Genomic DNA, 12,040 nt, shown 5'->3' on the forward strand with positions numbered 1-12,040 from the left:
CGACAAATCCCAAACAGGACAGCCGAAGCGTCAGTCAGTCGATGAGTCAGACCCACCGGCAACATCACCACGAACATCATCACTGTCAGTCGAGGACGTCCGGGATCGGGTCGGTGTTCCCGCGCCGCAGCGCCGTGCCGGAACCCGCGGCCGGGCCGAGGGCCCAGTCGGACAGTGCCATCGAGTCCGCGTACCGCTCCTCGTCGCCGAGGAGCACGCCGACGACCGTCTTCCCGCCCCGCGTCACCGAGAAGACCAGGCACTTGCCCGCGGCCGTGGTGGTCCCCGTCTTCACCCCGACGGCGCCGGGGAATCCGTAGCCGGTGGGCCGCGGCTGGACCAGCAGGTTGCTGTTCGACCAGCTCGCGAGGGTCGAGGTGCCGCCGGTGGCGTACGCGGCCGTCTTCACCAGGGTCCGGAACAGCGGGTCCGTCATCGCGCGCCGGGTGAGCTTGGCGAGATCGCGGGGAGTGGTCAGGTTGTTCCCGGTGGGCGAGATGCCGTCGAAGCTGTCGTACACCGTGCCCGTCATCCCCAGCGCCTTCGCCTCGGCGTTCATCCTCGCGATGAAGTCCGCGGTGCGCCCGGCCGTGCTCGTGCCGGTCCCGAAGGCGTCCGCGAGCGCGTACGCCGCGTCGCAGCCCGAGGGCAGCATCATCGCGTACAGCAGCTGACGGACCGTGGGGGTCGCCCCCGCCCTCAGCCCCGCCGAACTCGCGCCCTTGCGGTAGACGTAGTCGAGGTACAGCTGCTTGACGGTGACCTTCCGGTCGAGGTCCAGACCGGGCCGGGACAGGACCACGACGGCCGTCATGATCTTGGTCGTACTCGCCATCTGGCGCCTGGCGTCCGGCGCCTTGGACGTGAGCGCGGCCCCCGTGGAGCCGTCGACCAGGATCGCGCCGGCCGCGCTGAGCGCGGGCGCGGCGGCGGCCTGGGCGGGTACGGCGGCCGTGAGCAGGGCGCCGGCGGTGACGGTGACGGCGAGCGCGCCCCGGGCGCGCCGCATCAGGTTGGCGATCATCCGATCCTCACAGGAGTGGGAGAAGCCGGGCGGGGCAGGACACGACCTGGTCTCCCCACCTCCGCGCCACCTGACACGGCGTCACCCGCCCCCGACCCCGACCGGCCTTGCCCCGCCGAGCCCGGCCGGATCCGGAAAGACTCCCGGACCGCTGGACGGACACGCGCGGCGCGGTAGGCTCCGGACATCGCCCTTGACCCGCGGAACGCGGGCAGGGAGCAGACCTTTCGGGAGATTCCACATGCTTCGCACCATGTTCAAGTCCAAGATCCACCGGGCCACCGTCACCCAGGCCGACCTGCACTACGTCGGTTCCGTGACCATCGACGCCGACCTGCTCGACGCCGCCGACCTGCTGCCGGGGGAGCTCGTCCACATCGTGGACATCACCAACGGCGCGCGGCTCGAGACGTACGTCATCGAGGGGGAGCGGGGGTCCGGGGTCATCGGGATCAACGGGGCCGCCGCGCACCTCGTGTACCCCGGGGACCTGGTCATCCTCATCAGCTACGCGCAGGTCGAGGATGCCGAGGCACGGGTGCTGAAGCCGCGGGTCGTGCACGTCGACGGGGACAACAGGATCATCGAGCTGGGGGCGGACCCGTCCGCTCCCGTGCCCGGTACGGACCAGGAGCGCAGCCCCCACGCGGTGGCTGTCTGAGGGGAGTCGGGGACCATGGCGATCGAGCTGCTGGACGAGCGCAAGGCGGGGCGGCTGCTGGCCGTCGAGGACGACGCGGTGGTGGGCTTCATCGCCTACTTCACGCTGGAGGCGGAGCCGCACGCCCTCGTGGCCGTGCACACGGTCGTCGAGCCGGGGCACGAGGGGCGGGGGATCGCCGGGGACCTGGTGGGCCGGTTCTACGCGATCGCCGCCGAGGAGGGGGTGCCCGTGGTGCCGCTCTGTCCCTATGCCGCGCGGTGGGCCGCCAAGAACCCCGAGCGGGCGCCCGCGGCGCCGGCGGAGGTCGTCGACGCGGCGATCGCGCAGCTGGACCGGGACTCCGACCTCTGGTGACGGAGCCGGTGCTGACCCTGCTGCACACCTCGCCGGTGCACGTGCCCGTGTTCGACGCGCTGCGGGACGAGCGGCACCCCGGGGCCGAGCTGCGGCACCTCGTGGTGCCGCGGCTGCTCGACCGGGCCCGGGAGAGCGGGCCGCGGTCCGTGGCGGACGAGGTGTGCGAGGTGCTGGACGGGGTGCGCGGGCCCGTGCTCGTCACCTGTTCGACCGTGGCGGCCCCGGGGGCGGAGGCGCTGGGGCCCCGGCTCGGGGTGCCCGTGCTGCGGGTGGACCGGCCGATGGCGGCCGAGGCCGTACGGCGTGGGGCGCGGATCGCCGTGCTGGCCGCGCTCGCCTCCACCGTCGAGCCCACCGAGGAGCTGCTGGCCGAGGAGGCCGGCGGGCGGGCGGTGACCGTGCGCAGCCGGGTCGTCGACGGGGCCTGGGAGCGGTTCGAGGCCGGGGACGCCGACGGGTACCTGGAGGTGGTGGCCCGGGCCGCGGACGCGGTGGAGGACGCCGACGTCATCGTGCTGGCCCAGGCCTCCATGGCCGGGGCCGCCCGCCTCGTGCGCACCCGCCTGCCCGTGCTGTCCAGCCCCGCCCCGGGGCTGGCGGCCGCGCTGCTCGGGGGCCGGACGGGCTGAGGCTCGGGGGGCGTACGGGCCGAGATCGGGGGAAGGTGGGGTCTATGGTGCGAAACGCGGAACAGACGCAGCCGCCGGTCCCCGAACCGGACCCCGTCCCCTCCCCGAACCCGCCGCTGCCGGACCCCGGACCGGTGCCGAGGCCGGTGCCGCCGGTCCCGCCGCCGTTCCCCGAGCCCGACCCGGTGCCCCCGCCGCCCGGCCCCGCGCCGATCCCGCAGCCGGGCCCGCTGAGCTGAGTCCGGCTGAGGCCGGCTGAGGCCCGTACGGGGGTCAACTCCGGTTTCGGAACGGCTGGTTGTCGCCCTTGTCAGGACATCGGGACGCCGTTAGGTTGTGCGGTTCCTGATGTCTTCCAGGGGGACTCCCATGGGTGTACGGGGCCGGCACCGCCGGTATCAGCCGAGCAGCATCAACCGGGCCTCGCTCGTCGTCACCGCAGGTGGCGCCGGTATCGCGCTCCCCCTCATCGGCGCCGGGGACGCCCAGGCGGCCGCCGTGGACACCTGGAACAAGGTCGCCGCCTGCGAATCGACCAGCAACTGGCAGACCAACACCGGCAACGGCTACTACGGCGGGCTCCAGTTCAGCCAGAGCACCTGGCGGGAATTCGGCGGCACCGCCTACGCCCCGCGCGCCGACCTGGCGACCAAGGACCAGCAGATCGCCGTCGCGGAGAAGGTGCTCAAGGGGCAGGGCCCCAACGCCTGGCCCGCCTGCGGACCCCGCGCCGGGCTCAGCCGGAGCGCCGCCGCACCGGCGGCCGACGCCAAGCCGTCCGCGAAGCCCTCGGCGAAGCCTTCCGCCCAGCCCTCCGCCCAGCCGTCCGCGAAGGCCCCGACGCCCGCTGCGAAGCCGCCGCAGACGCAGGCGCCCATGGACCGGATCCAGCCGACCAAGGCCACCACCGGCACCCCCGTCAGCATGCCCAGCCCGACGGGCACCACCGTCCTGCCGAACCCGTACACCGTCGCGCCCGGGGACTCGCTGTCCTCGATCGCCGGCCGGCAGCACGTCGAGGGCGGCTGGCAGGCCCTGTACGAGACCAACCGCGAGACCGTCGGCGGCAACCCGAACCTGATCTTCCCGGGCCAGCGGCTCACCCTCCGGGTCACCGTCGCGCCCCCCGCGCAGAACCCGGAGAAGCCGCCGCGCACCGCCGAGCCGGTCAAACCCGTCGAGCCGAACAAGCAGCAGGACGACGCGAAACCCGAGACCAAGCCCAAGCCGGAACAGCCCAAGCCGGAGCAGTCCAAGCCCGCGCCCGAGCCGTCCAAGCCGGCCGAGAAGCCCGCGGAGAAGCCCAAGCCCGAGCAGGCGGCCCAGCCCGCCAAGCCGGCCGAGAAGCCCTCAGCGGAGCAGAAGCCCGCCTCGGGAGGGTTCACCGCCCCCGTCGACGCCGCCCTCGGCACCGCCTACCACGTCGCCGGCTCCTCCTGGTCGAGCGGCTACCACACGGGCGTCGACTTCCCCGTGCCGACCGGCACCAGCATCAAGGCCGTCGGCCCGGGCACCGTCGAGTCGGCCGGCTGGGCCGGGGCCTACGGCTACCAGGTCGTCATCAAGCACGCCGACGGCCGCTACTCCCAGTACGCCCACCTCTCCGCGCTCGGCGTCAAGGCCGGCCAGCAGGTCTCCGGCGGCCAGCGCATCGGCCGCTCGGGCTCGACCGGCAACACCACCGGACCCCACCTGCACTTCGAGATGCGCACCAGCCCCGCCTACGGCTCCGACATCGACCCGCTGAAGTACCTCCGGGGCAAGGGCGTCGGCATCTGAGGGGGCCGCGGGGCCCGGCTCCCGCACCCGCGGCGGCACGGCCGTGAGCAGCGCCAGGCCGGCCGCCGCCAGCGCGCCGCTCGCCAGCGCCGCCGCGGCCCCGGCGGCCCCGTGGCGGAAGCCCTCGTCGAACAGGGTGACCCCGACGGCGGCCGCCACCACCGGGTTCACCACGGTCACCGTGGCCAGCGGGGCGGTCAGCCCCGCGCCCCGGTAGGCGGCCTGCGACAGGAGCAGACCGGACCCCGCCAGCACCGCGATCGCCGCCAGGCCCGGCCCCGTCCCGCCCGGCACGTCCGGGCCGCCGGGGGCGAGGCCCTCGGCCACCGACTTCGTGAACACCGAGGCCATCCCGAAGGCCGTCCCCGCCGCCGCGGCCAGCAGCACGCCGCGCGGCACCGCCCGCTCCATCCGGCCCGCCGCCAGGACCAGCGCCGCCACCGCCACCGCCGTCACGGTCAGCAGCACGCCCCGCTCACCGCCCGCCAGGGCCGGGCGGCCCGGCCCGTCCCCGCCCGTCAGGGCCAGCAGCCCGGCCAGGCCCGCCGTCGCCAGCACCGCCCCGCGCCAGGCAGCCGCGCCCGCCCGGCGCCGCACGCACACGGCCGCCATCGGGAGCGCGAAGACGATCGTCAGCGCGCCGAGCGGCTGGACCAGGCTCAGCGGCCCGTACGCCAGCGCCACCACGTGCAGCAGCGAGCCCGCTCCGTTCAGCGCGGCCGCCGCCCACCAGCCCGGGCGGCGCAGCGGAGCCAGGGCGCGGGGGTCCGGGGAGTCCGCCGCGACGCGTTCCTGGACGATCGCACCGCCCGCGTACGCGACGGCCGACACCAGGCAGAGCAGGACCGACAGGGCCAGGGCACTCATGGGATCCACCATGCCCGACCGGGGCCCGCCGTTCATCCGTCCACGGGCCCCTTGATCGAGGGCCGAGTCATCCTCCTGGCATACACCAGGGGGAGTACGCGCAAGCCGCACCCGTACGGACGAAGGGGAGTGATCCCCTCCATACCGTGACACCCCACTCGCGGTCGGTGAGGGTGACGCGAACGGGTTTGGTCCCGGGCGTGTCGGCTCCGTACAGTTTCCGTTTTGGGGACTTCCGCAGCAGGCGGACGCGGACGAGCGAGCAAGGAACGGCAGCGGCCATGACGGTGACCGATACCGAAGACAACCAGGCATACGGGCCGGGCATCGATCCCGAGCGCCTCGCCGTCTGCCTCAGCGTGCTCGACGAGCTCGACGAGATCGACGTCGACCACCCGGACGCCATCACCGTGCGCCGCGCCACCGCCGGCATCTACCGGACGGTCAAGCAGCGCCGCCGCCAGGAGCGCCGCGCGGCCAAGACCGCCAACGACAAGGCCGTCACCGAGGCGACCGCGACCGGCTCCGCCGAGCGCATCGACGACGAGACCGAGGGCATCCTGCCCTCCTCGGTCACCGAGGCCGGCCGGATCGCCGGGATACTCCAGCGCCCGCGCTCCTGCTACGTCTGCAAGACGCGGTACGTCGAGGTCGACTACTTCTACCACCAGCTCTGCCCGGACTGCGCCGCCGAGAACCGCGCCCGGCGCGAGGCCCGCGCCGACCTCTCCGGCAAGCGCGCGCTGCTCACCGGCGGCCGCGCCAAGATCGGCATGTACATCGCGCTGCGGCTGCTGCGCGACGGCGCCCACACGACGATCACCACCCGCTTCCCCAAGGACGCCATCCGCCGCTTCAAGGCGATGGAGGACTCGGCGGAGTGGATGCACCGCCTGGAGGTCGTCGGCATCGACCTGCGCGACCCGGCCCAGTCCGTGGCCCTCGCCGAGCAGGTGGCCGCAGCCGGTCCGCTCGACATCCTGATCAACAACGCGACGCAGACCGTGCGCCGCCTGCCCACCGCCTACGCCGCGCTGGTCGAGGGCGAGAGCGCCCCGCTGCCGGCCGGCGAGCTCCCCGCCCACCACGTGATCGGCGCCTTCAACTCCGGCGCGGTCGACGGCCTGGCCGCGCTGCCCGTCGGCGTGAGCGGCCTGGAGGCGCAGAAGGTCGCCGACCTCGCCCTCGTCGCGGGCAACGCCAGCCTGGAGCGGCACCTCGCCGGGACCGCCATCGACGCGGGCGGCCTGCTGCCGGACGTCGTGGAGTCCAACACCTGGGTGCAGACCATCGACCAGATCTCCCCGGTGGAGCTGCTCGAAACCCAGCTGTGCAACTACACCTCGCCGTTCATCCTGATCAGCGCGCTGCGCCCGTCGATGGCCGAGGCCGCGCGCAAGGCGTCCAGCGGTCGTGCGTACGTGGTCAACGTCTCGGCGATGGAGGGCGTGTTCAGCCGCGGCTACAAGGGCGCGGGGCACCCCAACACCAACGCGGCCAAGGCCGCGATGAACATGGTGACGCGGACCAGCGGCCAGGAGATGTTCCAGACCGACCGCATCCTGATGACCTCGGTCGACACCGGCTGGATCACCGACGAGCGCCCGCACTTCGACAAGCTGCGCCTGGCCGAGGAGGGCTTCCACGCGCCCCTCGACCTGGTCGACGGCGCGGCCCGGGTCTACGACCCCGTCGTCCGCGGCGAGGCCGGCGAGGACCTGTACGGAGTCTTCCTCAAGGACTACTCGCCCGCCAACTGGTAGCCGTACCACGGGCCGGCCCCGTCCCCGCGCAGGTGGGGGACGGGGCCGGCCCGTCATCCTTTCGGGTCAATCCCGGCGTCAGAGTTGGTAGGCCCCGGCCGCGACGAGTTCGAGCACCGGACGCCAGTCCTCCACGACCCCGGCGTCCGGCCCCGCCGCCCGTCCCGCCTGGGCGGCCTGGTGCAGGACCTCCGCGTCGGCAGCGGCCGCACCCCCTCCCAGCAGCCCCGCCACCCGCTCGCCCAGCAGCGCGCGCAGCGCCCCGGCCGCCTCCGCCCCCGGGGCCGCCGGGAGGCCCTCCAGCCCGTGGAGCAGCCCCGCCACCTGCAGTTCCTTGTCGTACGGGTGCGAGCGGCGCAGCAGGGCCGCGGTGCGCAGTCCGAGGTCCCGCCCGGGCGCGTCCGGTCCGGCGTGATGGGCGTGCAGCAGCTCCATCAGCTCGTCGACACTGCCGATCGCGGGCACTCCTGACCTGGCCATCGCCGTTCCCTCCGTCGTCCGCGCTCGCACGCCGCCGCCTTCGCCGAGCAGATCAGCCCCGGCGGACACGCCGGAGGACGAGTTCCTGAACTCGCGGCGAAAACAAGCGGTCCAGCGTGGATTTTACCGTTCCATCGAGCGGGGCCCCGCTCATATGTGTAACCTGATGCGCAAGGAACCCCCACCCGGGCTCCGCTCCACCAAGGCGCCACCGCGTCCGGAAGACCTTTTAATTTCCCTATCCGGCACGCGGTCGAGCCTGCCGGGTTACGCGACACAAGGGAGTGCGCGGTGACTGAGACGACCAAGCCCAACCCGACCATGGAGCTCACGGGACGGGGGGCGAACACCCGGTCCGACGAACTCGGCAGCCTCGAGGTCTGGGCCCGATCCGCCCCCATCAGGCTGGCGGGCTACGAGGACGACCTCGCGGAGCCGCACATCCTGCCCGGCATCGACTAGGCCCGGCCCGCCGGAGCCGGATCCGCCAGAGCCACCGGCCCACGGCCCGCACGACGCCCCCGCGCCCCCGCACCCCACGGTGACGGGGGCGCGGCACGACCGTCCGGACCCCGCCGGAGGTTCCCGTTCCCGATCAGCCCTCAGCGTCATCGCTGACGGCGATCACGGCTTTCACCGCCCCGCCCGCCCGGGCAGGCTGACCGGTATGAAGAAGCTGCTGATGCTGGGCGGAACCGAATTCGTCGGCCGCGCGATCACTGAGGACGCCCTGGAGCGGGGCTGGGACGTCACCGTCTTCCACCGGGGCCGGCACGCCCCGCCGCCCGGCGTCCGCGCCGTGCACGGGGACCGCACCGCGCCCGGGGGCCTGGCCGCCCTCGCCGAGGGCACCTGGGACCTCCTCGTCGACACCTGGAGCGGCGCCCCCACCGCCGTACGCGACACCGCCCGCCTGCTCGCCGGCCGCGCCGGGCGGTACGCCTACGTCTCCACCTGCTCCGTGTACGCCTACCCGGCCCCGGCCGGCCGGACGGAGGACGGCGTCCTGGTCGAGGGCTCGCCCGACGCCGGCCCGACCGCCTACCCCGAGGACAAGCGGGGCGCGGAACTCGCCGTCCAGGAGGCCTTCGGCGACCGGGCCCTCCTGGTCCGCGCCGGGCTGATCCTCGGCCCGTACGAGAACGTCGGCCGGCTGCCCTGGTGGCTGGACCGGACCGCGCGCGGCGGCCCCACCCTCGCCCCCGGCCCCCGCGACCTGCCGATGCAGTACGTCGACGTCCGCGACCTCGCGCACTGGACCCTGGACGCCGCCGAGGCCGGCCTCGGCGGCCCCTACGACGTGTCCTCCCCGTCCGGACACGCCACCATCGGCTCCTTCCTCGAAGCCTGCGCGGCCGTCACCGGGGGCGCCGCCGAGCTCCGCTGGACCGACCCGGAGCGCATCGTGGAGGCGGGTGTCGAGCCCTGGACCGAGCTGCCCTGCTGGCTGCCCCCGGGCGAACTGCACGACCACATGTTCCGCGCCGATGTCACCAAGGCCCTCTCCGCCGGACTGAAGTGCCGCCCGGTCGAGGAGACCGTCGCCGACACCTGGGCCTGGCTCCGGTCGCTCGGCGGTAAGGCGCCGCTGCGCCCGGACCGGTCCGCCAAGGGCCTCGACGCCGAGCGGGAGGCGGCGCTACTCGGGCTCGGCCGCTGAGGCCTCCGCGAGCCGGGTCGGCGGCAGGTACTCCCGTACCGGCCTGCGGTGCCACCAGGCGCCCGTCTCGCGCAACTCCCGCCAGGTGGTGAACCGGTAGCGGTACAGCCGGGCCCGCACGAAGCGCGGCGGGGCGTCCGGGAACGGGTTGTGGGCCAGCAGCCGCAGCGTGTCCCGGTCGCCCGCCAGCAGCCGCTCGACGAACGGCCCGAACCAGTCCCGGGCGTAGCCGGGGGAGAGGGCGGCGAACCACATCAGCCAGTCGAGCCGCAGGTGGTAGGGGGCGAACTGGCGGGGGAGCCGCCGCGGGTCGCCGGGCTTCCCCTTGAAGCCGTACTCGCGCCAGTCGCCGTCCTCCCGGGGGACGCGGTCCGAGGTCCCCTCGACCACGACCTCGTCGCGGATCCGGCCGACCGTGCCGAAGGCGCCGTAGGTGTTGACCAGGTGCAGGGAGTCGAAGGAGCGGTTCATCACCTGGCGGCGCGAGACCATGTTCAGCACCGGGTGCCGGCTCAGCACGAGCACCAGCACGGTCAGCGCGCACACCGTGACCGCGTACCACAGGGGTGCCCCGCGCGAGGCGGCGGCGGGCGGCGGCCCGGCGATCCCCGTGAAGTCGACGGCCGACAGGGCCAGCGTGATCGTCAGCCAGTTCAGCCAGGCGAAGTTGCCCGAGAACACCAGCCACAGCTGGGTGGCCACCATGGTCCAGGCCGCGTACGAGGCCACCGGTTGAGGGGTGAACAGCAGCACCGGCACGGCCAGTTGCGTGAGGTGGTTCGCGGCGCACTCCACCCGGTGCAGCGGCTTCGGCAGGTGGTGGAAGAACCAGCTCAGCGGCCCCGGCATCGGCTGGGTCTCGTGGTGGTGGTAGAGGCAGGTCAGCCGCCGCCAGCAGGCGTCCCCGCGCATCTTGATCAGGCCGGCGCCGAACTCCACCCGGAACAGCACCCACCGCAGCAGCCACAGCACCGCCGCCGGCGGCCCCACCCGGGCGTTGCCCAGGAAGACCGCGAGGAAGCCCACCTCCAGCAGCAGCGACTCCCAGCCGAACGAGTACCAGGTCTGGCCGACGTTGACGATCGACAGGTACAGCAGCCAGAGCACCGCCCACATCCCCATGGCCGCAGCCAGCGGCACCAGGTCCCCGGCGCCCGCCGCCAGGGCCGCCGCCAGGGCGGCGCCGCCCCAGGCGCAGCCCGCGAAGAGCCCGTCGGAGTAGCGCAGTTGGAACAGGCTCGGGGCGTGCCGGAAGGGCACGTACCGCACGTAGCGGGGCACGGGCAGCATGCCGCGGGCACCGATCAGCGCCCGGAACTGGAGGGCGGCCCCGGCGAAGGCGAAGAGGTAGACGCCGGCCAGGGCCCGCTGGAAGACCAGCCGGCCCAGCCAGTACCCGGGCGCCGTGAACCAGTCCATCGACTCCAGTATCAGCCGGTGGCGGCCAGCGTGCGCAGGTGGCGGCCGAGACTGCGGACGAAGGCGCGCTGGAGGACGGGCAGCAGCGGCCCCGCGAGGCGCGTGTACCAGGCGGCGGGGCGGCTGAAGGCGGTCACCTCGAACCAGACGTTGCCGTCGGCGGCCAGTTCCACCAGGAAGGACTCCTCCCCGCAGGCGGGGTGACCGGTGAGGGTCCCGTAGGTGAATCCGGTCAGGCCGGGGGTGTGCGCGGTGGCGACCACCTCGCACGGAACGCCGATCCGCAGCGGCCCGGCGCCGAGGCCGATCTCCACCCGTGCCCCCGGGACGGCCGGTCCGTCCGCCCGGACGCTCGCCCCGGCGGCCCGGTGCATCCGGAAGGAGAGCACCGCCGCGCCGGCCGCCTCGAAGACCTCCCGGCCGTATCCGATGCGGGTGCGGTGGTGCAGGTGGCGGTACCCGTCGGGCAGCGGCCGCCGGAGGGTCGCGCCGTGTTCGGGGTAGCTGAGGACGTGCCGGGGGGTGCTGAGGAGGCGGGTCACGGGGGGTCTCCGTTCGGGTGGCGGCGGTCGGGGCGGCGGTCGGCGGCGGGGGTCGCGGGGCCGGCGGTCGGGGGCGGGGGTCAGGCGGGGGCGGTGGCCGGCCGGGCGTCCGGGGCCCGGCCGGCGGCGCGCCGCCGCCACGCCAGCAGCGAGCACAGGGCGAAGCCCAGCGCGTTGCCGAGGCCGTGGGTGGCCGCCATCCAGGCCAGGGTCGGGTGGGTGATCCCGGTGGCCTCGCCGGCCGCCCACCACAGGGCGAGCAGCATGGTGGCCACCAGTACGGCCGCCGACGCCGCCAGCAGCGCGCCGGTCGTCCGGTCGCGGGCGGCGGGCCGCAGCTCGCGCCAGGTCGCCAGCGCCACCGTCCACATGCCCGCGCTCAGCACGACCGCGCCCAGCAGCTCGGCCCAGTCGTCCACGAAGTACCCGGCCAGCACGAGCAGGGTCCCCGCCGGCACGCTGTACGCCGCCCAGCGCGCCCGGCGGCCGGTGGCCGCCGAACGGCACACCAGGCCGGCGACGAGGGCGGCGGTGAACCCGGCGAAGTGGAAGTGCGGGACGGTCAGGGCCAGGATGTCCAGGTCGAAGCCGAAGAGCCGGTACCCGGCCCGCTCGGCGACCAGGGCGATCCCGGCGACCGAGGGCGAGGCCAGGGCCGTCAGCACCGCCACCTCGGCCGGGCCGGGGAGGCGTCCGCCGCCGGGCCGGCCGGGGTGGCGGAGCAGCCTAGGGCCTGTCGTCAAACTCCCGTCTGCCCCGCGACGCCTGGTGCGTGCTCTCGCCGCACCGGGCGAAAGCCAAGTACGTCCAGTACGCGGGCTTCCGCCCGGCACGCCGAGAGCACGCACCAGACGCC

The 12,040-nt window shown here is 74.5% G+C and carries 13 protein-coding genes and 1 pseudogene; 8 read left to right on the plus strand and 6 right to left on the minus strand.

The window, feature by feature from the left end:
- Window positions 1-85: 85 nt before the first annotated feature.
- Window positions 86-1,024: a serine hydrolase gene (locus AB0O29_RS31705; protein ID WP_365158565.1), complete on the minus strand. Its 939-nt coding sequence runs from the start codon at window positions 1,022-1,024 to the stop codon at window positions 86-88.
- A 241-nt stretch (window positions 1,025-1,265) separates the two neighbouring features.
- On the opposite strand from AB0O29_RS31705, the gene panD reads away from it, so the two are divergent.
- The 5 genes from panD (at window position 1,266) to AB0O29_RS31730 (ending at window position 4,453) form a co-directional block, all read left to right on the plus strand.
- Window positions 1,266-1,685, plus strand: a complete 420-nt coding sequence (panD, locus tag AB0O29_RS31710) for an aspartate 1-decarboxylase (protein WP_365158568.1) — start codon at window positions 1,266-1,268, stop codon at window positions 1,683-1,685.
- 15 nt (window positions 1,686-1,700) lie between these two features.
- The gene (locus AB0O29_RS31715; protein WP_365158571.1) at window positions 1,701-2,042 is read left to right on the plus strand and encodes a GNAT family N-acetyltransferase; all 342 of its coding nucleotides are present in this window, start codon (window positions 1,701-1,703) and stop codon (window positions 2,040-2,042) included.
- Between the two features lie 8 nt (window positions 2,043-2,050).
- Entirely contained in the window at window positions 2,051-2,674 is a 624-nt protein-coding gene (locus AB0O29_RS31720; protein ID WP_365158591.1) for an aspartate/glutamate racemase family protein, read from the plus strand.
- Between the two features lie 44 nt (window positions 2,675-2,718).
- Window positions 2,719-2,913 (plus strand): hypothetical protein, encoded by a 195-nt coding sequence (locus AB0O29_RS31725; RefSeq protein WP_344157050.1) that lies wholly within the window; start codon window positions 2,719-2,721, stop codon window positions 2,911-2,913.
- 130 nt (window positions 2,914-3,043) lie between these two features.
- Window positions 3,044-4,453, plus strand: coding sequence for a transglycosylase family protein (locus AB0O29_RS31730; protein ID WP_365158574.1), 1,410 nt, complete (start codon window positions 3,044-3,046; stop codon window positions 4,451-4,453).
- 42 nt (window positions 4,454-4,495) lie between these two features.
- Here AB0O29_RS31730 and AB0O29_RS31735 read toward each other — a convergent pair.
- A pseudogene (locus AB0O29_RS31735) lies at window positions 4,496-5,320 on the minus strand (DMT family transporter); the annotation flags it as partial.
- A gap of 281 nt (window positions 5,321-5,601) precedes the next feature.
- On the opposite strand from AB0O29_RS31735, the gene AB0O29_RS31740 reads away from it, so the two are divergent.
- The gene (locus tag AB0O29_RS31740) at window positions 5,602-7,083 is read left to right on the plus strand and encodes an SDR family NAD(P)-dependent oxidoreductase (protein ID WP_365158577.1); all 1,482 of its coding nucleotides are present in this window, start codon (window positions 5,602-5,604) and stop codon (window positions 7,081-7,083) included.
- A gap of 78 nt (window positions 7,084-7,161) precedes the next feature.
- Here the strand turns inward: AB0O29_RS31740 and AB0O29_RS31745 are convergent, their stop codons facing one another.
- The gene (locus AB0O29_RS31745; protein WP_365158580.1) at window positions 7,162-7,563 is read right to left on the minus strand and encodes a hypothetical protein; all 402 of its coding nucleotides are present in this window, start codon (window positions 7,561-7,563) and stop codon (window positions 7,162-7,164) included.
- A 291-nt stretch (window positions 7,564-7,854) separates the two neighbouring features.
- Between AB0O29_RS31745 and AB0O29_RS31750 the strand changes: the two genes are divergently transcribed.
- Both AB0O29_RS31750 and AB0O29_RS31755 read left to right on the plus strand, forming a co-directional pair.
- Window positions 7,855-8,025 (plus strand): hypothetical protein, encoded by a 171-nt coding sequence (locus AB0O29_RS31750; protein ID WP_365158596.1) that lies wholly within the window; start codon window positions 7,855-7,857, stop codon window positions 8,023-8,025.
- 205 nt (window positions 8,026-8,230) lie between these two features.
- On the plus strand, window positions 8,231-9,223 hold the full coding sequence (locus tag AB0O29_RS31755) for an NAD-dependent epimerase/dehydratase family protein (protein WP_365158582.1): 993 nt from the start codon (window positions 8,231-8,233) through the stop codon (window positions 9,221-9,223).
- Here the strand turns inward: AB0O29_RS31755 and AB0O29_RS31760 are convergent.
- From AB0O29_RS31760 to AB0O29_RS31770, 3 genes are all read right to left on the minus strand, one after another.
- Window positions 9,203-10,642 carry a lipase maturation factor family protein gene (locus AB0O29_RS31760; protein ID WP_365158585.1) on the minus strand — a complete coding sequence of 480 codons (1,440 nt, stop codon included), beginning with the start codon at window positions 10,640-10,642 and terminating at the stop codon, window positions 9,203-9,205. The two genes, AB0O29_RS31755 and AB0O29_RS31760, sit on opposite strands and share 21 nt — an antisense overlap.
- 11 nt (window positions 10,643-10,653) lie before the next feature.
- Window positions 10,654-11,184 carry a DUF1990 domain-containing protein gene (locus AB0O29_RS31765; RefSeq protein WP_365158588.1) on the minus strand — a complete coding sequence of 177 codons (531 nt, stop codon included), beginning with the start codon at window positions 11,182-11,184 and terminating at the stop codon, window positions 10,654-10,656.
- Between the two features lie 80 nt (window positions 11,185-11,264).
- On the minus strand, window positions 11,265-11,909 hold the full coding sequence (locus tag AB0O29_RS31770; protein ID WP_365158593.1) for a YndJ family protein: 645 nt from the start codon (window positions 11,907-11,909) through the stop codon (window positions 11,265-11,267).
- Between the last annotated feature and the right edge of the window lie 131 nt (window positions 11,910-12,040).

Source organism: Streptomyces sp. NPDC089915 (assembly GCF_040684675.1).
Taxonomy (GTDB): domain Bacteria; phylum Actinomycetota; class Actinomycetes; order Streptomycetales; family Streptomycetaceae; genus Streptomyces.

What these genes read in the sequence shown, in the direction of transcription:
- AB0O29_RS31725 (WP_344157050.1), top strand. Translation starts at nt 2,719, where the DNA reads ATGGTGCGAAACGCGGAACAGACGCAGCCGCCGGTCCCCGAACCGGAC.
- AB0O29_RS31715 (WP_365158571.1), top strand. Translation starts at nt 1,701, where the DNA reads ATGGCGATCGAGCTGCTGGACGAGCGCAAGGCGGGGCGGCTGCTGGCC.
- AB0O29_RS31745 (WP_365158580.1), bottom strand. Translation starts at nt 7,563, where the DNA reads ATGGCCAGGTCAGGAGTGCCCGCGATCGGCAGTGTCGACGAGCTGATG.
- AB0O29_RS31740 (WP_365158577.1), top strand. Translation starts at nt 5,602, where the DNA reads ATGACGGTGACCGATACCGAAGACAACCAGGCATACGGGCCGGGCATC.
- AB0O29_RS31760 (WP_365158585.1), bottom strand. Translation starts at nt 10,642, where the DNA reads ATGGACTGGTTCACGGCGCCCGGGTACTGGCTGGGCCGGCTGGTCTTC.
- panD (WP_365158568.1), top strand. Translation starts at nt 1,266, where the DNA reads ATGCTTCGCACCATGTTCAAGTCCAAGATCCACCGGGCCACCGTCACC.
- AB0O29_RS31730 (WP_365158574.1), top strand. Translation starts at nt 3,044, where the DNA reads ATGGGTGTACGGGGCCGGCACCGCCGGTATCAGCCGAGCAGCATCAAC.
- AB0O29_RS31705 (WP_365158565.1), bottom strand. Translation starts at nt 1,024, where the DNA reads ATGATCGCCAACCTGATGCGGCGCGCCCGGGGCGCGCTCGCCGTCACC.
- AB0O29_RS31755 (WP_365158582.1), top strand. Translation starts at nt 8,231, where the DNA reads ATGAAGAAGCTGCTGATGCTGGGCGGAACCGAATTCGTCGGCCGCGCG.